22 protein-coding genes are annotated in these 25291 nt (G+C 44.6%); 2 read left to right on the forward strand and 20 right to left on the reverse strand.

Translation table 11 applies throughout. The annotated features are described in order from the left end of the window. Positions 1–68: 68 nt before the first annotated feature. Complete coding sequence (locus LKD46_RS11600; RefSeq protein WP_022427281.1) at positions 69–1451, forward strand: citrate/2-methylcitrate synthase; 1383 nt, start codon at positions 69–71, stop codon at positions 1449–1451. A gap of 220 nt (positions 1452–1671) precedes the next feature. Here the strand turns inward: LKD46_RS11600 and LKD46_RS11605 are convergent, their stop codons facing one another. The 6 genes from LKD46_RS11605 to LKD46_RS11630 form a co-directional block, all read right to left on the reverse strand. Beyond that, entirely contained in the window at positions 1672–3426 is a 1755-nt protein-coding gene (locus tag LKD46_RS11605; RefSeq protein WP_110103142.1) for an alpha-amylase family glycosyl hydrolase, read from the reverse strand. Positions 3427–3600: 174 nt separating this feature from the next. Next, positions 3601–3831, reverse strand: coding sequence for a hypothetical protein (locus LKD46_RS11610; RefSeq protein ID WP_015525138.1), 231 nt, complete (start codon positions 3829–3831; stop codon positions 3601–3603). Between the two features lie 75 nt (positions 3832–3906). Next, entirely contained in the window at positions 3907–5139 is a 1233-nt protein-coding gene (locus LKD46_RS11615) for an MYG1 family protein (RefSeq protein ID WP_110103141.1), read from the reverse strand. Positions 5140–5306: 167 nt separating this feature from the next. Then, positions 5307–5726, reverse strand: a complete 420-nt coding sequence (locus LKD46_RS11620; protein ID WP_021652042.1) for a hypothetical protein — start codon at positions 5724–5726, stop codon at positions 5307–5309. Between the two features lie 128 nt (positions 5727–5854). Then, entirely contained in the window at positions 5855–7096 is a 1242-nt protein-coding gene (locus tag LKD46_RS11625; protein ID WP_227574166.1) for a DNA polymerase Y family protein, read from the reverse strand. 42 nt (positions 7097–7138) lie between these two features. Then, on the reverse strand, positions 7139–7687 hold the full coding sequence (locus tag LKD46_RS11630) for a hypothetical protein (RefSeq protein WP_015525131.1): 549 nt from the start codon (positions 7685–7687) through the stop codon (positions 7139–7141). Between the two features lie 194 nt (positions 7688–7881). On the opposite strand from LKD46_RS11630, the gene LKD46_RS11635 reads away from it, so the two are divergent. Further along, positions 7882–8394, forward strand: a complete 513-nt coding sequence (locus LKD46_RS11635; protein ID WP_114001620.1) for a hypothetical protein — start codon at positions 7882–7884, stop codon at positions 8392–8394. 83 nt (positions 8395–8477) lie between these two features. Here LKD46_RS11635 and LKD46_RS11640 read toward each other — a convergent pair whose 3' ends face one another. From LKD46_RS11640 to mutL, 14 genes are all read right to left on the reverse strand, one after another. Next, positions 8478–9644: a D-alanyl-D-alanine carboxypeptidase family protein gene (locus LKD46_RS11640; RefSeq protein WP_015525129.1), complete on the reverse strand. Its 1167-nt coding sequence runs from the start codon at positions 9642–9644 to the stop codon at positions 8478–8480. Next, positions 9641–10816, reverse strand: coding sequence for an FtsW/RodA/SpoVE family cell cycle protein (locus LKD46_RS11645; RefSeq protein ID WP_015525128.1), 1176 nt, complete (start codon positions 10814–10816; stop codon positions 9641–9643). Before LKD46_RS11645 ends, LKD46_RS11640 begins: the two co-directional genes overlap by 4 nt. 3 nt (positions 10817–10819) lie before the next feature. Further along, positions 10820–11059, reverse strand: a complete 240-nt coding sequence (gene minE, locus LKD46_RS11650; protein ID WP_015525127.1) for a cell division topological specificity factor MinE — start codon at positions 11057–11059, stop codon at positions 10820–10822. Positions 11060–11104: 45 nt separating this feature from the next. Continuing rightward, positions 11105–11893 (reverse strand): septum site-determining protein MinD, encoded by a 789-nt coding sequence (gene minD / locus LKD46_RS11655; protein WP_015525126.1) that lies wholly within the window; start codon positions 11891–11893, stop codon positions 11105–11107. A gap of 57 nt (positions 11894–11950) precedes the next feature. After that, entirely contained in the window at positions 11951–14848 is a 2898-nt protein-coding gene (locus tag LKD46_RS11660) for a penicillin-binding transpeptidase domain-containing protein (protein ID WP_110103139.1), read from the reverse strand. Beyond that, a complete protein-coding gene (mreD, locus tag LKD46_RS11665; RefSeq protein ID WP_021652034.1) occupies positions 14833–15360 on the reverse strand; it encodes a rod shape-determining protein MreD in 528 nt (175 codons plus the stop codon). The genes LKD46_RS11660 and mreD overlap by 16 nt, the downstream gene beginning before the upstream one ends. Further along, positions 15350–16246 carry a rod shape-determining protein MreC gene (mreC, locus tag LKD46_RS11670; RefSeq protein ID WP_022427290.1) on the reverse strand — a complete coding sequence of 299 codons (897 nt, stop codon included), beginning with the start codon at positions 16244–16246 and terminating at the stop codon, positions 15350–15352. The genes mreD and mreC overlap by 11 nt, the downstream gene beginning before the upstream one ends. A gap of 13 nt (positions 16247–16259) precedes the next feature. Continuing rightward, entirely contained in the window at positions 16260–17273 is a 1014-nt protein-coding gene (locus tag LKD46_RS11675; RefSeq protein WP_021652032.1) for a rod shape-determining protein, read from the reverse strand. Between the two features lie 16 nt (positions 17274–17289). Then, the gene (gene radC / locus LKD46_RS11680; RefSeq protein WP_022427291.1) at positions 17290–17997 is read right to left on the reverse strand and encodes a RadC family protein; all 708 of its coding nucleotides are present in this window, start codon (positions 17995–17997) and stop codon (positions 17290–17292) included. A 105-nt stretch (positions 17998–18102) separates the two neighbouring features. Beyond that, positions 18103–19704 (reverse strand): NAD(P)/FAD-dependent oxidoreductase, encoded by a 1602-nt coding sequence (locus LKD46_RS11685; RefSeq protein ID WP_118607985.1) that lies wholly within the window; start codon positions 19702–19704, stop codon positions 18103–18105. Positions 19705–19706: 2 nt separating this feature from the next. After that, on the reverse strand, positions 19707–20906 hold the full coding sequence (locus LKD46_RS11690) for a BaiN/RdsA family NAD(P)/FAD-dependent oxidoreductase (protein WP_118607984.1): 1200 nt from the start codon (positions 20904–20906) through the stop codon (positions 19707–19709). Beyond that, entirely contained in the window at positions 20903–22177 is a 1275-nt protein-coding gene (locus LKD46_RS11695) for a methionine gamma-lyase family protein (RefSeq protein WP_118607983.1), read from the reverse strand. Before LKD46_RS11695 ends, LKD46_RS11690 begins: the two co-directional genes overlap by 4 nt. A gap of 21 nt (positions 22178–22198) precedes the next feature. Then, a complete protein-coding gene (gene miaA / locus LKD46_RS11700) occupies positions 22199–23152 on the reverse strand; it encodes a tRNA (adenosine(37)-N6)-dimethylallyltransferase MiaA (protein ID WP_059085844.1) in 954 nt (317 codons plus the stop codon). Positions 23153–23179: 27 nt separating this feature from the next. Then, on the reverse strand, positions 23180–25291 hold the full coding sequence (gene mutL, locus LKD46_RS11705; protein WP_092070037.1) for a DNA mismatch repair endonuclease MutL: 2112 nt from the start codon (positions 25289–25291) through the stop codon (positions 23180–23182).

The following is a 25291-nucleotide window of genomic DNA, read 5'->3' on the forward strand; positions in this document are numbered from 1 at the left end:
CAAAGATGTAACCAATCTTAACTGTATCAGTGTTTTTTAATATACAATGGGGAAACGAGGAAAAAATTATGGAAAAAAAGCATGAAATGATGAGTCTGGAGGACTCCGAACAGCTGAAAGGCAGAATGAAATTCTTTGAAAAGGAACTGGTAGAGAATCATCACATCGATCCCAACCTTTATGTGGAATACGATGTAAAAAGAGGACTTCGTGATTCCGCAGGTAAAGGTGTTCTCACAGGTCTTACTGAGATTTCCGATGTTACCGGCTATAAGCTGGTCAATGGCAGACGTATTCCTGCAGACGGTGCATTGTATTACCGGGGAATCGATGTGCAGGATATCGTAAACGGACTGAAGGACAGACGTTTTGGTTTTGAGGAGACGATCTATCTTCTGATTTTCGGTAAGCTTCCCAGCAAGGAAGAGCTTTCCAGATTTCTTGAGCTTCTTTCTGACATGGAGGATCTGGGAGGACGTTTTGTCCGTGACGTTGTCATGAAGGGAACCAATGCCAATATTATGAATGCTATGGAGCGCTGCGTACTTGCTCTCTATACATATGATGATAACCCGGAAGATATTTCTGTGGAGAATGTACTCCGCCAGTCTCTGGAACTGATCGCTAAGCTTCCTGAAATCGCGGTTTACTCCTATCACGCATACCGTCATTTCCGTAAAGACGAGACACTTTTTATCCGCAATCCGCAGAAGGGGCTTTCACTTGCCGAGAATATCCTTCTGATGCTTCGTCCGGACGGCAATTATACAGAGCTTGAGGCCAAGGTCCTTGATATCGCACTTGTACTTCATGCAGAGCACGGCGGTGGTAATAACTCTACTTTTACCACACATGTAGTAACATCTTCCGGAACAGACAGCTACTCTTCTACCTCTGCATCCATCGGTTCACTGAAGGGACCGCGTCATGGTGGTGCCAACCTGAAGGTCCAGAACATGTTTACAGATCTGAAGGCCAATGTAAAGGACTGGGAAAGTGATGAGGAGATCACAGCATATCTGCAGAAAATACTGAATAAAGAAGCATTTGATCATGCAGGTCTGATCTATGGTATGGGACATGCAGTTTATACACTCTCCGATCCGCGAGAAGTGATCCTGAAACGTTTTGCACAGGCTCTTGCAGAGGAAAAAGGAATGATAGATGAATTTAAGCTCTATGATAAGGTTGAGGGTATTGCCGGAAAACTGGTCATGGAACACAGAAAGCTGTTCAAAAATGTTTGCGCAAATGTTGACTTCTACAGTGGCTTCGTTTACTCAATGCTTGGTATTCCGGAAGAACTTTTTACTCCGATCTTTGCCATCGCACGTATGCCTGGCTGGAGTGCACATCGTCTGGAAGAGCTGATCAGTGCCAATAAGATCATCCGTCCTGCTTATAAGTATGTGGGGCATCATGCAGATTTTGTACCTTTTGATGAGAGATAATAAACAGAATGATAAAAGCAGTGGGGATTTCTGACCTATTTAAGTTGGAAATCTCTGCTGTTTTTTTGTTCTCCTAAATTACAGAAAAACAGGATCATAACTATACATAATATATATTATGTAAAATAAATATCTGTTTTCACAAAAAAACAAGGCTCACCGCATAAGATATGATCGGATTGCCTTGTTTTTTGTGGAATCTTACTTTATTATTCTTTTCCTATCGGAAGCTCTTCAGCCAGTTTACAAGAGAATCATGCCAGATGTTGTCGTATACGGTCTTTTTCATCTGGTCATCTACGGGTCCGTTTCCTGCCATTTTTGCAAGGATAGCAGCCTGAAGTTCGCCTACTGTCATTTCTTCTGGTGTTTTGTGCGGATTTGGCGCAGTGACCGTTTCCGTTTCCTGTGTATTGGAGGATTCTGCTTCAGGAGTTGACGGAATATCCGCTGCGTTTGCTGTATTGTCAGAAGCTTTATCTGTATTTTCAGCGTTTGAAGCTTCTTTTTCCGGGGCAGCTTCTGTTACAGTGCTGTTTTCAGCCGCCTGCTCCTCTTCTGCCTCAGATGCAGCGTTTTCGTTCTCTTTTGTTGCGGCAGTTTCCGGAACATTAGTCTGAACCGGCTTATATTCCGGCATATCTCCTGCAGGAAGCCAGATCTCACCGCTGTTTGCTGCAACACGGACACGGATCCGTCCGCCCTGTGCGGAAACCTTCTGACCTGTGAGGGCACCTACGTATTCCGGAGCACTTCCTGTTGGAAGGTTCATCTCTGAATCACTGTCATCATTATTCACAGTAACGATCACTCGTATGCCTTCCAGATCTCTTGCAAAGGCAAACTGACGGTTTGTAAGAGCCAGTTCTGCGTAGGAACCGTAGCTTAATGCAGGAGTTCCCTGGCGGACCTTTCCGAGGGCTGCGATCAGTGCAGTACATGGGTTCTTTGTTGCAGCATCCGCATAATCGTTAAGATCAAGTGCCGGACGTAAGCTGGCATCGGAAAATTTTTCTTTTTTTCCGTCAATACCGAATTCTGAGCCGTAATAAATGCTTGGAACGCCAGGTAAAGTATAAAGAAGTACATGTACAGGAGCAAAATGTGCTTTGTTCTGCAATTTGGTATGAATTCGCTCTACGTCATGGTTGTCCACGAAATTGTAGAGGTCCAGATCTCCCATATTCTGAAGATATTTTACTGTATGAGCAATTTCAAAATAGTTGTGGTCATTATGTCCGCTGTAAAGTGCCTTGTGAAGGGCATAGTTAGTTACACTGTGAAGAGTCTGTCCGTTTACCCAACGGCTGTAATCTCCGTGAATGACCTCTCCCATAAGCCAGAAGTCTTTCTTAACCTCATCTGCGGTATGACGTAGAATACGCATGAAATCAAAATCCAGAACATCAGCGGCATCCAGGCGGATTCCATCAATATCAAATTCGGAAACCCAGAAACGGATCACATCACAGATATAGTTCTGTACTTCCGGATTGCGCTGGTTCAGCTTTACAAGAAGATTGTATCCACCCCAGTTTTCATAGGAAAAACCGTCATTATATTCGGTATTTCCGCCGAAATTTACATTACAGTACCAGTTAACGTAAGGGGAATGCTCACGGTTTTTCTGGATATCCTTAAAAGCGAAGAAATCACGGCCTGTATGGTTGAATACACCATCAAAGATCACGCGGATGCCTTTTTCATGGCAGGCTTTTACAAAATTGGTGAGATCTTTATTGGTTCCAAGACGGGAATCCAGTTTTTTGTAATCGGTTGTCTCATAGCCATGTCCGACACTTTCAAAAAGCGGCCCTATATATAAGGCAGTACATCCGATCTCTTTGATGTGGTCGATCCACGGCAGCAGTGTGTTCAGTCGATGTACAGGAGTTCCGTAATCATTTTCTTTTGGAGCGCCTGTAAGTCCAAGTGGATAAATATGGTAGAAGATTGCTTCGTTGTACCAGCTCATAATATTACACCTCTGTTCTAAAAATTTGCAATTTCCTGATAATTAGAGAAATTACACAAATATCTTCTCTATAATACCAGATTCCTATAATATAATCCAGAATAAATCAGCCAGTTTTTCAGCGAAAAATCCGGCATATTGCTAATTGCCGGATCTTATCGGATGGACATATGTTTATTCGTCAAATTCTGCAGTAACTATAAAGCCGCGTGGCGTATGCTCAATGCTTTTGATGATGCCCTCTTTGGATCTGATGCGGTCTGCGTTTCTGTAGCAGCCAGACATGGCTACTGCAGGCTCAATGATATAGCTGTAGTTCGTGGCAGAGAGAAATTCGGAGATCTTTACTTTATCGCCCACCTGTATCAGCCCCTGTCTTTCCATTTTAAATTTTTCTTCTCGCATAAACATGCCTTCTTTCTGTATAAATACGCAATGTGAATATATCTGTAAATACAATTAATTACATGTTTAAGATCTTTAAGAACCGGATGGGATCCGTACCAGAAGCTTCTGTCCGTCTTTTTCTACTGCTGTAAGAACGGGAATATGTTTTTTTCGCAGAGCATGAACGATGGGATACAGGGAAAACATGGCATTATCTGCAAAAACTGCTTCCGGTTTGTAGCGGAGGATTTCTTTAATTCTGTCTTTTATAAAGCTTTTCCATTCTGTCTTTTCCATGGAGAGTTCTCCGTAGATTCCGTTCAGAGTCAGCTCCGGTAATTGGGGAACCGGCAAATGTATGATCCTGGCAGAAGAAAGATCCGGAAGCTTTTGAAGTAGCATGTCTGTTTCTTTATTTCCGCCAAGGCTTACGATCACAGCTTCTTCATGGAAGGCGGCAAGACTGCTCCTGCAGGCAAGAACAGAATCCTCAAGGGTTCCGCAGGTCATGAGAAATCCTCCTTTATGACAAAAGGCTGCACTTTTAAGACCGGTTACCAAAGATAACTCCTCGCCTTCCAGGCCAAGCCAGGAAGAAGGAAAACTGCATTTGTAATTCATGGAATATTCTTTTTTCTGTGGCTGGATACAGTAACCGCCCCGGTTGGACGGAAAGATCACAAAAGCAATGTTGGTTTCCGAAAGGCGTTTTTGGCAGGGAATAAATTCCGGAAGTATAAGGATATTGGTATTTTCTGCCGGGGTATCACCCGAAGCGAGGGAAGCAGCATGTTCTGTAAGAACTTCTTCCACCCGTCTGTCTGCACGTTCATTTCCAAGGTAACGCTCGAATTTATTTTCCAGGATCATGCCTGCCACACTGACTGCCTGGAAAAAGGCTTCGTCATTACTGCTTTTGGAATCCCATCCCGGATTAAAATTGCCGATCAGTGTGGCAAGTTCATTTTTTTCACCGGTATTATCATTGATATCCAGAGGCTGGACAAAGGATTCATCGAATTTTAGTGCCAGCTCCTCACCTAGGATTTCCGGTCCAAGCTTTTCCCAGAGAAGGCCGAAGGCCGCATATGGGACGCCATTATCGCGGATACGGCTGTCTTTCTGATGATGATCATACTGTCCTCTGCCAATATCAAAAACAAGACCTTCATAGTTTTCAGGAACCTGGTTTCCACGTGTGATGGTGATCTCGGGATTCAGATATAAAAGCAGAGCGGCAGAAAAAACATCGTCTGCGTGAAATTTCCCGCTGTGGGTGAATGCGGATGCATTTTTTTGTTTGATTTTTTCCAGTAAATGATTCATATGAAACGCTCCTGTGTGTTTATTCTGCTCTTCAGTATACCACAGAAATGAAGAATAAACAAAGTTTCCTACAGTTAAAAAGGGATCCGTCCTGAGGACAGATCCCTTTAAAAATTTACGTTCTTTTATGCTTTATGTACAAAATAGGACGTTCATATTCAATTTTATTATAATGCGCAGATAATTTTATCCTGATATGCTTCCGGAACTTCTTCTTTATCCAGAGACATACTGATAATAAAGGAAACTTTGAAGGTCTCACCGATGGCACTTAACTGATCCAGTGTTTCGGTTGCATCCTTTCCTTCAAGCTTGGCTGTTGTAAGGAAACTGTCCAGATATACCTGCTCCAGATCATGATCCTGAGAGAGGATACCACAGATAAATCCTACAAACTCGTCCGCATTTTTAACCGGAAATCCGGAAACATCGATAAGGCGGACCTTGTTGTTCAGCTCATACATGTGCTTGGTGCTCTTGTCTAAGTAAACAATACTGCCGTTGGCGTCCTTAACAGCTCCGTTTACTTTGTCTAATAGTACTTTTGTTTTTCCTTTGCCTTTCTTTCCTACGATCAGTTCAACCATCCTGTTTTCCTCCTTAGACACATATAATAATTTTGAATAAAATTGCTATTGATATGCTTCAAATTATAGTGCATTGTGAATAAAATTGCAAGGGCTTTTTGAAAAAAACTGGTAATTTTAATCAAGCTTTACTGATCTCTTTCATTTTCCATTTGTGCTTTTGCTTTCCTTCCGATCCGGGCAGTGCTGTTCATGATACTGGCCCGGGTAACCTTGTCGTTTCCGTACTTCAGACGGATGGAATCCAGTGCTGCATCCAGTTTCTGCTGGCGTTCCTTCTTGTGAGTATCCTCAAAAAAGGACAGCTGTTCAAAGGAATCATCCGTAAGACCGGTCAGTGATACTCCCAGGAGCCGGAGTGGCTGTCTCATCCAGGACTCCTGAAAGAGGTTTTGGGCATTTCTGTAAATCTCTTCTGTGATATCGGTGGCATTTGGCAGTTTAGTCTGATGAGATTTGTTTCGAAAATCCAGGGTACGGAAGGTTACAGAAATGCAGGTGCATTTTTTCTTTTTGCGGCGCATGCGGGCGGCCAGAATATCGCATTGTTCCAGCAGGATTGGAAGTGCCTGCTCCAGTGAGACCAGATCATCGTTAAATGTAGTTTCCAGACTGAATCCTTTTGCTTCATCAGGTTTTGCTTTCACAGGGGAGTCATCAAGGCCACGGGCATACTGATATAACTGCTGTCCTGCTTTTTCACCGAGAAGTGCCTGTATCTTTGCTTTTTTTTCATGAGCCAGATCTCCGATGGTTCTGATCCCTGCATCCTGCAGTTTTTTTTCAGAGGATTTGCCAAGAAAAAGAAGCTCTCTCACTGGAAGAGGCCACATTTTTACAGGGATTTCTTCCGGAAATAAAGTATGCACCTTATCTGGCTTTTCGAAATCAGAGGCCATTTTTGCAAGAAGTTTATTGGTGGAGATGCCGATATTTACGGTAAAGCCGAGTTCTGTACGGATCTTATCCTTCAGCTCATGGGCAGTTGCCACCGGATCCGGGTAAATATAGGAGGTTCCGGTCATATCCAGAAAAACCTCATCAATGGAAAAGGATTCCATTACCGGTGCATAGGACCCACAGATTTTTTTGAAGGCTCTGGAACATTTATCGTATAATTCAAAGTCAGATGGAACGGCCACAAGATTCGGACATTTGCGAAAAGCCATAGCCATAGGTTCTCCTGTCTGGATTCCGTATTTTTTTGCAGGAATGGACTTGGCGACAACGATGCCGGTACGTTTACTGGGGTCTCCGCCAATACAAGAAGGGATGTCTCTCAGATCCGGAAGTCCCATCTTTACTCTTTTTGCTGCTTCCCAGGAAAGAAAAGCACTGTTTACATCAACATGAAAAATCAATCGTTCCATATAGGGTTCTTCTTTCAATTGTATAAAGTGTGTCTGTTATATCTATTTACAGATTTTTGCAGACAGCTGATCAAAAAGGTTTCGATATTCCTCTTCTACCTGTGAAAAAGGGTATTGCCGGTATTGGATCGGAACATGGACAACCGGTTTTGGAGTGTCCGGTGTTTCATTCAGAAGATATTTCAGGTCATACCAGAGCAGGTCATTGTCGATCTCCTTCAGCTTCTGCTCTTCTATGGCAGAAAGTCCGGATCCCAGATATTTCTGATAGATAATGTTTAAAAGAGCTTCCTCCTGTTTCCGATACTCAGGAAGACTTTTCTTAAATGGTCTTGGAACATCGGACATATAACATTCGCTGGCATCGTGAAGAAGGGACGCCAGTATAAGACGGCCGGAATAGCCACGTGCTTCGGCTTCTTTGGCACAGAGGATGCAGTGCTGCCCTACAGAGAAAAAAGTCCTTACATGACCATTTCCGCGGCATAGAAGAGAAAGTGCGTGTGCAATGTCCTCAATGCAGATCAGCTCTTCGTCCGGATGTGTCGGATCAAAATGTTTTCCAGTGTATGTGGTAATGCAGTCGCCCATAAAATGTTACGCCTTTCTTTAAGTTATGAATAAATATGATTATTTATTATAAACACCCAGAGAAAGTGTGTCTATATGATCGCGAAATAAATTTCGGGAACTGTTACAGAAAAACAAAAGAAATACATGGCTGTTTTACAAATATGAGTGATTCTGTGCTATAATACAAAAAAACGACAGGGAGATCATCAGCGATGAAACATATGGAAGAAATGAAGATTGCCGGATTAGCCATGGCATTATGTATCGTGATGCTGGGAATCTATATTGTCGTCCCAAAGGATGGAACGGTTTCTCATCTTACTGCTATTCCGGATAATAATGCGGCGGAGCCTGTTACAGATTCTACATCAGAGGGAACTGCTGATGCGGATTTTCCAATCTATACAGAGGACAGCTACAGCAGTGAGCCCGAGAGTTCTGACGATACTGGGGACGGAGATTCCTACACGGAAGAGCCGACTTATGATCCAGGTGATAATTCTTACGACGGCAATACGGATAGTGAAGCCAATGGAGCAGATACTTCAGATACATCTTCAGATGGAACCGATGAAGACGCAGGCAATTATGAAAATCCGGACAGTGGCTCCGGTGAAGTGGTCGATGACAATGATTACAGTGGTACTTCGGATACGGATCTTGATAGCAGTGAGACCGAAGATACCGGCAGTGATGGCACTGATGATATAGTAGAAATTAACTGAATGTAAAAAAAAGAATAAAAAAGCAGATCTGCGAAATAAAATTTCAAACAGATCTGCTTTTTTGTTTTTTGTATGGAATCCTGTCAGTTGATGTTCTGGAGCAAGGATGTCATTTCCTGATAAAGAACATCCTTTGAGGACGCACCCATGACGATGGAAATAAATGGCTTCCCATAAGCATTCTGGCTTAAAAGTGCCAGACAGTTACCGGCTTTATCGGTTGTTCCTGTTTTTCCTCCAAGGATAGTGACATCCTTAGGAGTTGCTGCCTCTCCGGTAAGATAATGATCTGTAGCGGGTAAGGTAGCACTTGCATCGGAGCCATCGGAATGCTTATAGCTAACTGTATAAGATGCCATTTGTGTGATGTCTGTAAACTCCGGATAATTCAAGGCTTCTTTCAGCATCAGATAAATGTCATAAGGCGTTGTATAATGATTTTCGTCCTGAAGACCATGGGGATTGGTAAAGTGAGTTCCTGTACAGCCAAGTTCTGCAGCAAAGCTGTTCATCATCTCTACAAATTTATCTGTTGATCCACCTATATGTTCCGCAATGGCAGATGCTGCATCATTGGCAGAATAAACAAGAAGACAATGAAGAAGCTGATCCATGGTAACCTGATCTCCCGCCTGGAAACCAGCTACCTGAGAACCGGATTCCAGGGTAACATTCTCCTGTGAGATCGTTACTGTATCGTCCATGTTTCCATATTTCAGTGCAAGCATAGCTGTCATGATCTTTGTGATGCTGGCAGGATAAACCTTGTTGTAGGCACCTTTTGCATAGAGTACCTTTTTATCACTGAGATTCAGAAGCACACCGGACTGGCTGTCATCCAGACTGACAGAATCCAGAGCAACATCTTTTGTAACAACACAGAGATCATGGGCGAAACCTGCCGCGCGCTGCTCTTCTTTGGAAGTCAGAGTATTATCAAACTCGGAGAATGCATTGAAAGAATTTGCAGGAGTAGAAAAATCTCCGCCCTTCAGCATGTAAACACCAAAACCGCCAGCTGTGCATAGTACGATCAGCAGAAGAAGGAGAAAAATGGTGTTGCGGATCCTTTTACGACGCATCCGTTTCATCCGGGTATTTTGAGCTTTACGTCTGGCAGAAACAGTTCTGTCAGACGGCATGGAAGTTGTTTTTGTCCCCTTGGAAGCTGTATGTGCAGCCCGGGAAGCCTGACCTCTGGAAGGATTGCCAGAACGTATATGATTTTTTACAGGTTCTTTACGTGTCATAAGTATTCCTCTTTCCGAAAGTAGGTATCCGATTTCTGACCTTTTTTCTGTAATTCTTTATTATATGCACTGCTCTGCAGTCCTACATTGAGAACAAGTCCCATACCCATAAACAGACTGATCAGAGAAGTAAGACCATAGCTTACAAAAGGAAGCGGAGTACCTGTGTTTGGTGCAAGGCCGGTAGCAACACAGATGTTGATGAAGCTCTGTATGGAAACAATGCTTCCAACACCGCAGCATATGATCTTACCGGCAAGATCCTTGGCCCGCAGGCTCATACGGATACATTCAAAGGTGATCAGAAACAGCAGCAGTACGATCAGAGTACAGCCGATAAATCCGTACTGCTCTCCAGCCACCGCAAAAATAAAGTCGGTCTGATTCTCAGAAACAAAGTTTCCATCATTTACGGATGTAACACTGGTGTCATTACTGAAAGCACGTCCCACAAGCTCTCCGGAGGCGATGGCTGTTTTTGAGTTGTTCTGCTGTTCAATATCATCTGCGTATTCTTCGTTCTCCGGATACAGGAATGACATGATACGGTTTCTCTGGTAATCCTGTATCAGTTTCTGATCCGGCTGCACGATAATGGACAGAAAGATGATGGCCAGAGGAATCGCGATCAAGGCTACACCTCCGATGATCTTATAACTAAGTCCTGCGATGTAGATCAGAATACAGAACAGGACTGTTACGGTGATGGTGTTTTTCATATCCGGCTGTACATAGATCAGCATCAGTGGGATGACCAGAAGGACAGCTGATTGTATCAGAGTCTTTAAGGTATTCAGATCTTCCTCATGATCCATAAAAAATTTGGCAAAAAACAGGATAATGATGATCTTTGAAAGCTCGGTAGGCTGGAAACGGATAAAACCTAAATCCACCCATCTGGCAGCACCATTGGCGCTGGATCCGAAGAACCGGACAGCCAGAAGCATAACGATATTAAATCCATACATGATCCATTGAAAATTCAGCAGCCAGGAATAATCCATCAGTGAAAGGATCAGCATAAAGACTACACCGATGATCACACCCAGAAGCTGACGTGTGCGAAGGTAGTCGGCAGCTGTTCCTACAAGCTGAATTCCAATAAAGCTGATCGCCAGGAGAAAGATCACCAGTCGAAAATTGTAAAACCGCAGCTTATACTGTTTAATCATAAATTATGCATCTCTTTTCTTAAGTACGGGTATGACTGCATGCAGAACAGGTGGTTCCTGTGTGATCTGTATGGTCACCCCTGGTTCATCAATTACAACGTATTTTTTTACGGCATGTATCAGATCGTTCCGTAAAAGCTTCATCATCTGTGGAGAACAGTCTATGCGTTCCGATACAAGAAGAAGCTTCATCCTGTCGCGTGCATAGCCTGCAGAGTGGTTTTTCCCGGAGAAAAATCCCATAATCATTCCTCCTGTGATGAAAAATGTCAGACAGCAAAGCGTCTGTTATTTTCGAAAAATGCTGCCAAGACGGTGGAATACACCATTTTTTCGACGCACAGTAACATAAGGGACCTCTTCGCCCATAAGCCTCCGGCAGATATTGCGATACTCTTCTTCTGCCTGGGAATTTTTTCCGGATAAAGGTTCTCCCTGATTTGTGGAGATCACGATCTGTTCATCATCCAGGATCGCACCGATCAGATCTACAGCCAGGATTTCCAACACATCTTCTACGGACATCATATCACCTCTGGCGATCATTTCCGGTCGAAGCCGGTTGATGATCAGCCGGATATCACGGAGCCCTCCGGACTCCAGCAACCCGATGATACGGTCTGCATCCCGGATCGCGGAAACTTCCGGTGTGGTCACGACCAGTGCACGGTCCGCTCCGGCTACTGCATTTTTGAATCCCTGTTCAATTCCTGCCGGACAATCCAGAAGGACATAATCGAATTCTTCCCGGAGATCATCGGTAAGCTTGATCATCTGTTCCGGAGATACGGCAGTTTTGTCCTTGGTCTGGGCAGACGGAAGAAGATACAGTTCTGAATGCCGACGATCCCGGATCAGTGCCTGTTTCAGGCGGCAGCTCCCATTGATCACATCAACCAGATTATAAACAATACGGTTCTCCAGTCCCATGACAACATCCAGATTTCGGAGTCCGATATCGGTATCTACAACTGCAACCCTTTTTCCCATGGCAGCCAGTCCGGTCCCGATATTTGCCACGGTGGTGGTTTTTCCAACACCGCCTTTTCCAGATGTAATGACAATGACTTCACTCATGTTTTCTGATTCCTCCTATAAAATGTTCCACACTTCTGGTATCCTCATAAAGTTTGTTTAGTCATTCGATACATTACTGGTATCGCTTGCTGCATAGCCAGTGAGAATGGTGCTTTCATCTGCAAGTCCGAAAATGTATTTAAAGATATCATTAGCTGCAAGGCAGGCATTACCGGATGCATATCCGTTTGCGATTCGTACAGATATTGCGTACTTGGGATCAGAAACAGGCGCATATCCGATAAAAAGTGCATTGTTCGGATGATAATAGTCAATCTCGGCAGTACCGGTTTTTCCTGCTACTTCAACTCCAAGTCTGTTAAACTGATCATGAGTCTGCACCACACGATACATACCGTCATGGATGTCATCCCAGATATTGCTGGAAAGATCCAGCTGTCCAGCTGTTTCGGAAGGATATTCCTTTATAAGTTTTCCTTTGGAATCCGTCACACGGTCCAGAAGGGAAAGCTTATAGATCGTACCGGAAGTGGCGATCGTTGACGCATAACGTGCAAGCTGGCTGGTCGTAAACGCATTGGTACCCTGTCCAATATAGGAAGGGACGGCGTTTTTGTCAGAAACCTGCGGAGAAGCTTCGGAAATTTCAATGCCGGTTTTCTGATCCAATCCCATGAGGGAAGCATATTTCTGAAGCATTCCAAGACTTCTGGCTTCAGAAAAGTTACCTTCGGAATCTTTACCAAGTTCGAAACCAATCGTAGTGAAAAATACGTTACAGGACTGCTCAATGGCTTCACGGATATCAAGAGAACCGTGGCCCTGTTTATTCCAGCAGTTGATCGGAGGTGTTACAAGGTCAAAGCTTCCTGTACATTCAATATATGTGCCATCATCTATTACGCCCTCAGACATGCCGGCAACAGTAGATAAGATCTTTAAGGTAGATCCTGGAGCCGTCTTCTGCTGTGTTGCCTTGTTGAAGAACGGGCTGGAAAGATCTGTGGAAAGCTTTGCATAATAATCAGTATCCATATTGTTGGTCAGACGATTATTATCATATCCCGGATAGGAAACACATGCGAGAACATTTCCGGTTGTAGTATCTGTGATCACCGCAGATGCAGAGCACGGAGCCAACGCAAGCTGGGCCGGTGTGATCTCAAGATTTGCGATCTTGCGATACATGAAGGTGTAGGCATCAAGACCACCGGAGGCCATTGTCTGATACAGCTCGTCTTCTTTGGAAAGAACGCCCTGTTCATAGAGAACAAGACACAGATCTTCTCCACTGATGGTGTCTTCCTGAAGCATATATTTATACAGAAGCTTTGAAAAGCCTGTATCTGTTTTCAGGTAATCAATGATATAGGCGGTAAGAGCCTGATAGATCTCTTCAGAATCCAGATATTCTCCGGAGGTTGAGATCTGGGAAATATCGATCCAGTTCTGACTGGCAGCGTAGTTCAGATAATCCTTCAGACTGATACTCTGATCATTTTTCCAGGCTTTGTATGTTTCATCCGCGGTATCAATGGAATCACTTTTCAGTACCTTCAAGGTATTGGTAAGAAGATCATCACAGATATAGGTAAGATATTCCTGCATCTGCGTATCTTCATCCTTATAGGCTGGAGGATTGTCGCCTGTCAGCCTGTTACTTATTGTATCAAAAACCTGTTGCTGTTTTTGCTGAAATTTGACGTATAAATTTTTTTCTGTGTCGGAAGCATCTGCATCACTGAATTTATTGATATCGATCACACTGTTTGCGATCAGTGCATTGTATACATCATAGATTGGGATGGTGATCTTACTTGCATCTTTCTCTGCTTCATAATCAAAGCTTTTATTCGGTGTCAGTTTAGAGAGGACAATACCAGCAACACGCTGTTCCAGGATCTGGTAAATACTCTTCTGCCAGTCGGAATCAATGGTCAGATAAACATCGTTTCCGGCCACAGGATCAACAGTTTTAGAATTGTCGATGTCAAGGACTTTACCAAGATTATCAACTGTGACCGTTTCTTCTCCGTCTTTTCCCTGAAGTTCAAGCTCCATATACTGTTCGATTCCGGCTTTTCCAACAACCGCATCATTGGAATAATCAGGATTATCCTTACGAAGGGTTTCCAATTCCTCAGAAGAGGCCTGGCCTGTGTAACCGAGGATCGGCGCCATACTCTCATCGTCCACATATTTTCTGGTGGAATCTTCTACAATGTCAATACCCTGGAGAGCGGCCTGATTTTCTTTTATGGCTGCCACAGATTTTTCACTGACATTTGTTGCAATGGTCACCGGCATATATTTCTTGAAACTGTTGGTGTTCAGCTGATAGCGCATGATCGCAATTTCGAGGATTTCCTGTTTGGTAAGCTCTTCCGGAAGAGAATGTGCGGCAAGTTCTTCCGGGGTGTAGGCATCTTTTCCGTAAAGAACGATAGAAAATCCGCTGCTTCCGGTAAGATGATCCATGATCTGGGCTGCGGTTGCGTTTTTCTGCTCCTCACTGAGATCATCAATCTGTGCTTCTCCGTAAATATCCGCACGGAAACGGTTAAGAGTAAATCCTTCATCTACATCAAAAGCATAGTCGCCATGATCATTGACGGTAATATGAAAATTATCAGATAAGCTGTCCCCGTTTTTGGAAAGGATCTGTAATACCTGGTAGGCGATACCGTTCAGAGTCAGATTCTTTTCTCTGGTGCTGTTGTATGTACCGCTATCTTCGAATGTGACAGAATATGCAAGTACATTGGAGGCGACAACTGTGCCGTTACGGTCATAAATATTACCACGGGTGCTTTTGATCACGCGTGTTTTGGTGGTACGTGTCTGAAATTTACTGATGTAATCCTCTCCTTGTATGATCTGCAGACTGAAAAGCTGCCGGACCAGGACAGATGACAGAAAAATAAATACGATCACAAGAACTGTAGTACGTTTCAGACGGATTTTTTTGATGATTTTTTTTATTTTAATTCCCAAATAGACTCACTTTCTTTCCTTACAGTATCCATTAAGTGGTAGTTGATCCAGTAAAATACCCGGTATACGATGATGGTGAGAAAAACCGTATATACAATCTCGGGGATAATGATCCTGTATATGTAGGTCCAGAATCCAAGACGGCCTCTGAGCAGAAACTGGAGGCCATACACAGCCAGATTATAAAGAAGATCTGTTCCTGCTACAAGAAAAAGCGGAACTTTCAGATCATCATCATAAAAACTGCGGAATGCATAGCCGCTGATAAAACCTATATACATATAGATCAGTGCATAAAATCCAAACAATGATCCATAAAAGAGATCGACAAAAAGCCCGGAAAAAAATCCAGTCCACAGACCGACTTTTCTTCCACGCATAAGTCCCATGGATACACACAGGATCAAAAGCAGATTTGGAGTGATGGATCCAATGGAAATACGGTCCATTACTGTGCACTGAAGGAGAAAACAGACAATGATAGTGATAAATAATATAATCCTATTTTTCATTGGACGCATCCTCCGATTTGTCTATCGCGTCCTGTTTATTGGTGGTGATCACAAATACATCTTTCAGATGACCGAAATCAACCGGTGTAACGATCGTACCTGTTTTTGTCAGGTTATTGGGATCCTGCTGGATCTCACTGACATAACCAATAAACAGTCCTTCCACATATTTTTCACTGATGTTCGAGGTGACAATACGTTCTCCGACTGTTACCTTGTTATCCTGATCGTAAAGCTGCTCAAAGCTTAATTTGCCTTCATCGATCAGTTTCAGATCTCCAGTGACAACGCAGTTGTCGGAAGTACTGACTGCCATGGCACTGACATTGCTGCTGTCATCGATGATGGAACGGACAGTAGCCCAGGAAGGTCCCACTTCTGTAACGATACCCACAAGACCCTTTCCGGCGATCACGTTGTTATCAACCCGGATCCCGTTATTACTGCCTTTGTTGATCATAAAGGTATCATACCAGTTTCCGGGATCTTTGGAGATTATCCTTGCGGCAACCTTGGGATAGTCGGTATATTCCTGATCAAGATCGTAAAGTTCCTTCAGGCGTGTGAGCTCTGTCTGGTCCTGGATCAGGATGTTATTCTGTTCCGTAAGACTGTTGATCTGACTTTTCAGCTCTTCGTTTTCCTGAAGCACGTCCTGTTTATCACGAAGATTGTTTTTTACATTTCCAAATATATCGCTGACACCGGCGATCCCCTTTTCAAAGGGAACGATAAGAAAACCGGCTGCTTCCTGAAGTGGTGCGGAAGAGGTTCCGGAGGCTGCTGTAGCTACGATGCAGCTTCCACAGAAAAATGTCATGATTACCAGAAGATGTTTACTTTTTAAATTAAAATGAAAACGCACTTTTTTTCGGATGTTTTTCATTATATATGCCCCTTTACAGTTTTTTCTGCTTTACCGGCTGGGCCCATTTGCGCAGGTTTCTGTCGCGGATGATCTTTTCCAGGCCGTATGCTGCAGAAGTTTCATACAGATCAGAAAGATTAAAGGCAAATCCGGTATAGCTAGCCAGATAGTTATCTATATAAGGAAGCCGTGTGCTGCCGCCGGTCAGATAAATGCCCTCTTTTGCGATATGATAAGCGATCTGTGGCGGGGTACGTTCCAGAAAAGATTTCATTTCTGCTGCGATCTGGTTCACACAGTTGGCGATCCCTTCATTGACAACGTAGGCAGAAATAACTTCTTCTCGTGGAAGTCCGGAAATACTGTCGATCCCGACTACTTTTCGGGCTTCTTTTTTCTGATCATTCAGTCTTCCCATAACTACTTTCAGACGTTTTGCAGTTCGTGTTCCAATCTGAAGATTATAATGTTTTCGGATTTCGCTGCAGATAGATTCGTTCATCTGTCTGCCTCCGATGGGGATCTTACGGCTGATGATGATCTTGCCGTCGGTTATGATGGAAAACTCTGTACTCTGTGCACCGATGTTTACGATCATGCTGCCCTGATTCTTTTCAGGGTCGATTCCCATGGCAATGGCATCTGCAATAGGGGACTCCACCATAAAAACACGGTTTTTCCGCAGCCAGTGACCATTGACCAGATGATAGTATGCCCTCTTTTCGATAGCAGTCATATCAAGTGGTACGGAGAAATACATGTCTGCTCCGAGACCGGATGTATGATCGATTTTTTTTATCATGCTGTAAAGGACGATCTCTTGCAATTCCAGATTTGCCAGCATACCGAAAGCCATAGGAGAATTTACGGAAATATCTGCAGGTGATTTTTCAAACATTTCATAAGCTTCGTTCCCTATGGCAAGGATCCGGCGTCCTCTGTAGGCTACCATGTTCTTTTCTATGTAACTTTTGTTTCTGAAAAATGAATAGACTTTTACAGAGCTGCTTCCAAGGTCTACTCCGTAATTATTTCTAAAAAGCATAAATCTGTCCCTTCACTTAAGTATATTCATCAAAAATCCCTTTTTCGCGGAAACTGACATACCTGTGATCACCGATGATGATATGATCCAGAAGATGGATGCCGAGGAGTTCACCACAATGATAGATCCGTTCCGTAACATCCAGATCAGCCTGGCTGGGGGAGGGATCGCCTCCTGGATGATTGTGGACCAGGATCAGGTTCACCGCCCGATACTTTACAGCTTCTACAAAGACTTCTCTTGGTGTGATCAGTGTGGCATTGACTGTACCGCGGCTTAAAAGCTGTTCCCCCGACAAATGGTTATGTCCGTCCAGCATCATGCAGTAAAGCAATTCCTGCTCTTCATGCCGGAGCCGCTCCATATAATATTTCGCAATGGTTACCGGATGGTGAAAAGATAATTCCGGTTTTGCAGCTGCGGTTGCCATACGCTTGGAAAGTTCCCCGATACATTTCAGCTGTATGGCTTTTACCTTACCGATCCCATGGATCTTCATCAGTTCTTGCATGGAAATATGAAACAGTCCAAGCAGGCCACTGTATCCGGTCTGTTTCGATAAATTCAGGATTTTATCTGCCAGAGTCAGGGAACTGGATCCCTGTACGCCACAGCGCAGGATCACGGCAAGAAGCTCTCGATCGCTTAAGGACTGTTCTCCTTCCCGCAGACATTTTTCATACGGACGCTGATAATCTGGCATTTCCATTATAGTATCTTTCATATGATTTCCCTTTTCGCTCTCGAAGAAGGGGATGCAAAATTGCAGAAGTTATTTTAGCATAAAAAAGCAGGGATGTACACTCTATCCCGGAAATTTCCACTTTTTTCACATTTTGTTTACAGGCAGGGCATAAACAGAAGCGACTGCTTCTGCCACCTTGATCCCGTCCATCGCTGCGGATGTAATGCCTCCGGCGTAACCGGCGCCCTCTCCGCAGGGGTAGATTCCTTCTATATTGGAAGTGAGCTTTTTCGGTTCCCGAACGATCCGTACAGGAGAAGAGGTACGGCTTTCTACTCCTTCCAGCAATGCATCCGGTCGGTCAAAACCGGAAAGCTTTTTTCCAAAAGCATGGATTCCTGCTTCAATGGAATCGCCGATCTCTTTTGGGAAAATACTGCGGACATCGGTAAGTGTATAAGCTCCTTTGATACAGGGGATCACATCTCCAAGCCTGGTACTTTTCTGATGGGTACAGTAATCTTTGAAAAGCTGTACCGGAATTTTTCCTTTTCCGGCTTCCCAGGCAGCGCGCTCCAGTTTTCGCTGCAGAGCGATTCCGCCGAGAACTCCCTCTTCAGGAAAATCAGAAGGGTTTACCGTAACGATGATAGCACTGTTGGCATTATGGCTGTCACGTGCCTGATAGCTCATACCATTCACTGCAAGCATACCTTCTTCAGAAGATGCATTTACAACATATCCGCCGGGACACATACAGAAAGAATAAACGCCACGTCCGTTTTCCAGTGTATGGGTAACCTTGTAGCTGGATGCACCCAGACGGTCGTTTTCCGGTTCCCCGTAAAGATCCTGGTTGATCATGGTCTGCGGATGTTCCACACGTACCCCCACTGCAAAAGATTTCGGCTCCATGTTAATATTGTGTTTTTCCAGCATGGCAAACGTATCTCTGGCGCTGTGGCCGGGAGCAAGAATGCAGATTTCTGCCGGTATTTCCTCTTTTGCATTGACAATGACTGCAGTAAGCTTCCGGTCACGGATCATCAGATCAGTTACTGTGGAACGAAAACGGAATTCCCCGCCCATTTCTTCAATCTGATGACGCATAAACTGAACGATACCTACAAGCTGATCTGTGCCAAGATGAGGCTTTTGCTGGTAAAGGATCTCAGAGGGAGCTCCTGCCTCCACAAATCGGGAAAGAACTTCCCTTCCTCTTCCAAAAGTATCTTTTACCAGAGTATTCAGCTTTCCATCGGAAAAAGTCCCTGCACCGCCCTCTCCGAACTGTACATTGGAATCCGGATCCAAGATGCCGTTTTTCCAGAAATTTTCCACGGTTTTCTGGCGTTTGTCTGCTTCTTCTCCCCGTTCCAGTACCAGTGGACAGTACCCGGCTTTGGCCAGGTACCAGGCACAGAATAATCCTGCAGGTCCGCTTCCGATCACTATAGGACGATGGGACAGAGCTTCAGAGCCAGATGAGGAGAAATGATATTTTTTCTCAGAGGTTAACATAATATTTTTATCGTGAACCTTTTTGAGAACACGGGATTCGTTATCCAGTTTAATATCTACAGTGTAGACAAATTTTTTGTCCTCTTTGTGCCGGGCATCCAGAGATTGTTTTCGGATCTCATAGGTGAACGGCTGATTTCCAAGACGAAGCATTTTTGCTATTTTTCGGTGAAGCTGCTCTTCTGTATGAGTGATGGGAAGCTTCAACTGTGTGATCCGGATCATTGTTATTCCTCCTTTGCTGCCCAGATACCGGCGGTAGCTCCACTTGACCATGCCCACTGCAGGTTGTATCCACCGCAGGTGCCGTCAATATCAAGGAGTTCTCCGGCAAAATAAAGGCCTTTATGAAGTCTGGATTCCATGGTTTTACTTTGAACTTCAGAAGTATCCACGCCGCCGGAACAAACCTGTGCCTGTTCGAAGGAAAGGCCGTTTTTTACCGTGAGACGAAAATCGGTGATCCCGCGGATAAGATCCTTCTGTGCACATAAAACACGGATCAGTTTTTCAGGAAAAAGTCCGATGAGAAGTTCTTTTTCTGTTTTGTAAGGACAGGCTGTTTTTCTCTGTTCCAGGTATTCTTCCAGCTCTTTCCGGTTCAGTTCCGGAAAAAAATTTATGGAAAGCTCCACATTTTTGTTTTCATGGACGGCACGGATAGCATAGCGGGAAATCTGGAATACCGGGATCCCGGATACACCGTAATCGGTAAGCTGCAGTTCTCCCTGCTGGGAAACTGTCGGTGTGCCGTCTATATAAAGTGTTATCTTACCTTCTGTCCGTACACCACTCCAGCCGGAAAAAGAATTTCCCTTACATTTCAGAGCTGTCAAAGCTGGAAGGGGTTCGATCAGATGATGTCCGAGACTTTTTGCAATTTCATATCCGCTTTCGCAGGAACCTGCAACGGAAGACGCACGGGAACCATTTGCAAGGATCACGGCATCACCACTGTAGGTCCATCCGTCCGTATGGATCTTCCACTGTCCGTCTGCAAAAGACACGCCGGTAACGGTCTGATTGGTTTTCAGCTTTACCTTCAGGCTGCGTGCCTTCATGACAAGAACATCTACCACACTCTGTGCCTGGTTGCTTCGGGGATAGATCCATCCGCTGCGGTCTGTGGTACAGATTCCCAGTTCCTGAAAGAATTTCAGAGTTTTTTCCACAGGAAACTGTGCCAGGGCATCTTTGGCAAATTCAGGATGAGATCCCCGGTAAGCGTTTTCATCCTGATTCAGGTTCGTCATATTACAACGGCCGTTTCCCGTAGCACAGATTTTTTTGCCGGGACGGTCATTTTGTTCCAGAACCGTAACTGCAGCTCCGTATACAGCAGCCTGAATAGCTGCCATAAGACCGGAAGCCCCGGCTCCTATGACAAAGATCTGTTTTTTTAAGTCCGGTCCTTCGGATTTTTTCATAATCTCACAAGTTCCTTATCAACCATATACTGAAGAGATTTCAGGATTCCCAGCTTTGCATGCTCCCAGGTGAGACCACCCTGGAAATAAACTGCATAAGGCGGTTTCATAGGACCATCGGCAGAAAGCTCGATGGAAGAACCCTGGATGAAAGCCCCTGCTGCCATGATCACCTGGCTGTCATATCCCGGCATATCCCACGGCTCCGGTGTTACAAAGCTGTCTACCGGTGCAGCAGCCTGGATACCCTGGCAGAATGCTACAAGACCCTCCGGTGTTCCGAGAGTGACCGCCTGGATGATATCCTGACGTGGTTCTGTGCTGTTCGGTACCACCGGGAAACCAAGTTTTTCGTAAATGTTTGCTGCAAAAACGGCGCCTTTTAAAGCTCCTTTGGTAACCATCGGTGCAAGGAAAAATCCCTGGTACAGAGAACGGTTTACACCAAGGGTTGCCCCCACTTCCATGCCCAGTCCCGGGCAGGTCATACGGTAGGAAGCGTTTTCCACACAGTCTTTTCTTCCGGCGATATATCCGCCGATAGGGGCAAGACCGCCGCCTGGATTTTTGATCAGGGAACCCACCATGATATCTGCACCTACATCACTTGGCTCTATGGTATCTACGAACTCACCGTAGCAGTTATCTACCATGCAGATCACATCCGGTTTGATCTTCTTTACAAAAGCGATCAGCTCACCGATCTGTTTTACAGAGAAGGAAGGACGAGTCTGATAGCCTTTGGAACGCTGGATGGTTACCAGCTTTGTTTTTTCATTGACTGCTTTTCTGATGTTTTCATAATCAAAGGTACCATCCTCGAGAAGATCCACCTGACGATATTTTACGCCATATTCCGCAAGGGAACCATTGGACGGGCGGATACCGATCACTTCTTCCAGGGTATCGTAAGGCTTTCCTACAGGGGAAAGAAGCTCGTCACCGGGGCGCAGGTTTCCGAAGAGAGCAATGGCAAGTGCATGAGTTCCACAGGTGATCTGCGGGCGTACCAGGCAGGCTTCTGTGTGGAAGGTATCGGCATAAACCTGCTCCAGAGTTTCGCGGCCAAGGTCGTTGTAGCCATAACCGGAGGAAGCTCCGAAACAGGCCTCACTGACACGGTTCTTCTGCATGGCGCGGATAACCTTCATCTGGTTGTATTCTGCAGTCTTATCAAATTTCTCAAAACGTTCTTTCAGGGAATCTTCCACAGATTTACCGAAATCGTAAACTGCAGAAGAGATTCCAAGCTGTGCATATAATTCTTTCATGATCATTTTTCCTTTTTTATTTTATTTGGCAGGGAGGATTCCCTTTTCCCTGCATACAGAAAGCATGTAGGAAAGGATCCTGCTGTCATCGTAATCAAAGTTATCTTTATCTACCCAGGTTACTTCGCCTTCTCTGCGGAACCAGGTAAGCTGACGTTTGGCAAAGTGTCTGGTGTCACGTTTCAGGACCCTTACGGCTTCCTCATAAGAATAGTTTCCGTCCATCCAGTCCAGGATTTCCTTATAGCCAAGCCCCTGCATGGAAACCATTCCCCTGTGGCAGCCCATCTCCCGAAGCTTTTTAACTTCTTCTGTCAGACCGTTTTTCAGCATTTCGTCCACTCTTGTGTCAATGCGTTCATAGAGAAGTGGGCGTGGTGCGTTCAGGACGAAATAAGCCAGTGCATAGGGACTGGTATGCTCCTTCTGTTCTTCATTATGTTCGGAGATCCTGGTACCGTTCTGTTTATAAAATTCCAGGGCACGGATCACCCGCTTGACATTGTTCTCATGGATATCTTCGGCTGACTTGGGATCGACCTTGGCAAGCATGTCATGGAGAAATGCAGGCCCCTTCTGCTCTGCCAGCTCTTCCAGCTCCCTGCGGTAATGTTCATCCTGGTCGGAGCTGGTAAAATCAATATCTCTGGTCACAGACTGAATATAAAATCCTGTGCCGCCTACCAGGATCGGAATCCGGCCTTTGTCATAAATTTTGTCCATGGCATCTTTTGCCATCTGCTGAAAAAGGACAATGTTAAAATCTTCTGTTGGCTCCAGTACATCCACCAGATGATGTGGGACGCCATCCATTTCTTCCGGCGTGATCTTGGCGGAACCGATATCCATATGGCGGTAAACCTGCATGGAATCCGCGGAAATGATCTCTCCGTTTACTGCTTTTGCAAGTGCAATGGAAAGCTTTGTTTTTCCCACGGCAGTAGGTCCGGTAAGGACGATAAGAGGTTTTTTCATAGATTTTCTCCGTTTATGATAGGTATCTTACACGATACGTTTAAATTTTTTTTCAATCTCTGTCTTACTCATGGCAATGATGGTTGGCCTTCCATGAGGACAGTTATAAGGATTTTCCAGTGTCAGAAGTTCATCGATCAGCTTGTCGGCTTCCTGGGGTGACATGGAATGATTGCCTTTTACAGCAGCTTTGCAGGCCATAGTTGCAAGCCTTGCGGTAAACAGTTCAAATGCATCTTTGGAGCCGTCTGCAGTGAGATGGTCCAGCATTTCCAGAAACAGCTCTTCCTCTGTCATTCCCAGAAGACTGGATGGCACCGCACTGATACTGTACTCTCTTCCCCCAAAAGGTTCGATCTCAAAACCGAAATCCCGAAAATATTTTTCGTTTGCTTTTAACAGGTTTTCTTCCTCAAGGCTGAGTGAAACGATCAGCGGAGGGCTTACGTACTGAGACTGGATATTCTGAGACTGGAACAGCTTTACGAACCGCTCATAATATACTTTTTCATGGGCCGCATGCTGGTCAATGATATAAAAATTATCTTCGAACTGTACCAGCCAGTAGGTGTCAAACAGCTGTCCGATCAGCCTGTGGCGGCTTCTGGATTCCGGGGCAAGAAGCCGTTCTTCGAAAAGTTCCAGCTGTTTTGGCGTTTCCTGTTCCAGGGATTTGATCGGCTCGCTGTTTATCTCAGGAGATGTCGATTCGGCAGGTTTTTCAGATATCACTTCTGGATCAGCTGTTTCTACAGCGGAAGTCTCTTTTTTTCCGTCCTTCAGTGTGCCGGAAAACATTTCCTCTTCTTCTTTTGTAAAGGGCTGAGATCTATATACGGGATTTTCCCGCAGAGAACCCATATGCCTGTATTTATCTGTAAAAGAATCTGAAGAACTGTGAGCTGTTTCAGCTGAGCCATAGGAGGCTGTACTATTTGTCAACTTATTATAAGGTATCGATGAAACCGGCGATGTATGTACTTCAGAAGCTGTCGGTGCAATATGGGAAGCTATATTCGCCGTCCGGTTCTGGTGTCCGTACATCTCCTGCCGTCTTTTTACCTCGAAAGGTTCCGGAACATTTCCTGGCTTCATCTGCTCGTTGTGAGATGTCGGTTCGTCTTTTCCCACAGATACCTGCGGGATTAGTTCTCTGTGAGTCAGTACCTTACGAACAGTTTCATAGATAGCCGTATAAACTTCGGTTTCTCTGGCAAAACGCACTTCTCTTTTTGCCGGATGTACATTAACGTCCAGGTCATTACCATCCATTTCGATCCGAAGGGAAACAAATGGAAATTTATGCTGCATGACCAGTCCTTTATACCCATCCTCAATAGCCTTGGTAATGATCTTGTTTTTTACATACCGGCCATTGATATAATAATTCTCAAAAGTGCGGTTTCCTCTGGAAATCTCCGGTTTTCCCACAAAGCCTTCGATCTTCATAAAATCATTTTCATAGGAGACTTCCAGAAGTGCTTTGGCGATCTCCCGTCCGTAAACGCTGTAGATCACATCCTTTACGCTGTAATTTCCGGAACTGGAAAGTTTCACCTGACGATTCTGGATATATTTAAAGGAAATTTCCGGATGGGAAAGCGCCAGCTGTTCCATCAGCGTATTGATGTAACCGGCTTCTGTCATGTCGGATTTCAGAAATTTGCTTCTTGCAGGTGTGTTGTAAAAAAGGTTCCGGATCAGGAAGGTGGTTCCCTCCGGTGCGCCCATCTCCTCCAAAGACTGTTCTTTTCCACCTTCGATCACATAGCGGGTACCGCTGATGGCAGAAGGAGTTTTTGTGATCAGTTCTACCTGGGAAACTGCGGCAATACTGGAAAGAGCCTCGCCACGAAAGCCCAGGGAGGCAATATGTGTCAGGTCTTCCACTTTTTCAATCTTGCTTGTAGCATGACGTAGAAAAGCAAGGGGAACCTGTTCTGCTTCCATTCCGGAGCCGTTATCTGTGATACGGATCAGCTTTTTTCCACCATCTGTGATCTCTACTGTGATGGCGGTAGCTCCTGCGTCAATAGCATTTTCCACAAGTTCTTTTACAACAGAAGAAGGCCGCTCCACAACTTCACCTGCTGCGATCTTATCAATGGTATTCTGGTCTAAAACTGCAATTTTTCTCAA

The organism is Blautia fusiformis, from assembly GCF_020686995.1.
GTDB lineage: Bacteria > Bacillota > Clostridia > Lachnospirales > Lachnospiraceae > Blautia_A > Blautia_A fusiformis.

Coding starts and splice junctions, on each gene's coding strand:
- LKD46_RS11635 (WP_114001620.1), top strand. CDS start 7,882: ATGAAACATATGGAAGAAATGAAGATTGCCGGATTAGCCATGGCATTA.
- mreD (WP_021652034.1), bottom strand. CDS start 15,360: ATGAAAAATAGGATTATATTATTTATCACTATCATTGTCTGTTTTCTC.
- LKD46_RS11615 (WP_110103141.1), bottom strand. CDS start 5,139: ATGAATCATTTACTGGAAAAAATCAAACAAAAAAATGCATCCGCATTC.
- LKD46_RS11695 (WP_118607983.1), bottom strand. CDS start 22,177: ATGAAAGAATTATATGCACAGCTTGGAATCTCTTCTGCAGTTTACGAT.
- LKD46_RS11605 (WP_110103142.1), bottom strand. CDS start 3,426: ATGAGCTGGTACAACGAAGCAATCTTCTACCATATTTATCCACTTGGA.
- minD (WP_015525126.1), bottom strand. CDS start 11,893: ATGAGTGAAGTCATTGTCATTACATCTGGAAAAGGCGGTGTTGGAAAA.
- minE (WP_015525127.1), bottom strand. CDS start 11,059: ATGGGATTTTTCTCCGGGAAAAACCACTCTGCAGGCTATGCACGCGAC.
- LKD46_RS11645 (WP_015525128.1), bottom strand. CDS start 10,816: ATGATTAAACAGTATAAGCTGCGGTTTTACAATTTTCGACTGGTGATC.
- LKD46_RS11675 (WP_021652032.1), bottom strand. CDS start 17,273: ATGCTTTTTAGAAATAATTACGGAGTAGACCTTGGAAGCAGCTCTGTA.
- radC (WP_022427291.1), bottom strand. CDS start 17,997: ATGAAAGATACTATAATGGAAATGCCAGATTATCAGCGTCCGTATGAA.
- LKD46_RS11620 (WP_021652042.1), bottom strand. CDS start 5,726: ATGGTTGAACTGATCGTAGGAAAGAAAGGCAAAGGAAAAACAAAAGTA.
- LKD46_RS11690 (WP_118607984.1), bottom strand. CDS start 20,906: ATGAAAAAATCCGAAGGACCGGACTTAAAAAAACAGATCTTTGTCATA.
- mreC (WP_022427290.1), bottom strand. CDS start 16,246: ATGAAAAACATCCGAAAAAAAGTGCGTTTTCATTTTAATTTAAAAAGT.
- LKD46_RS11600 (WP_022427281.1), top strand. CDS start 69: ATGGAAAAAAAGCATGAAATGATGAGTCTGGAGGACTCCGAACAGCTG.
- LKD46_RS11685 (WP_118607985.1), bottom strand. CDS start 19,704: ATGATCCGGATCACACAGTTGAAGCTTCCCATCACTCATACAGAAGAG.
- LKD46_RS11610 (WP_015525138.1), bottom strand. CDS start 3,831: ATGCGAGAAGAAAAATTTAAAATGGAAAGACAGGGGCTGATACAGGTG.
- LKD46_RS11640 (WP_015525129.1), bottom strand. CDS start 9,644: ATGACACGTAAAGAACCTGTAAAAAATCATATACGTTCTGGCAATCCT.
- LKD46_RS11630 (WP_015525131.1), bottom strand. CDS start 7,687: ATGGGCGACTGCATTACCACATACACTGGAAAACATTTTGATCCGACA.
- miaA (WP_059085844.1), bottom strand. CDS start 23,152: ATGAAAAAACCTCTTATCGTCCTTACCGGACCTACTGCCGTGGGAAAA.
- LKD46_RS11625 (WP_227574166.1), bottom strand. CDS start 7,096: ATGGAACGATTGATTTTTCATGTTGATGTAAACAGTGCTTTTCTTTCC.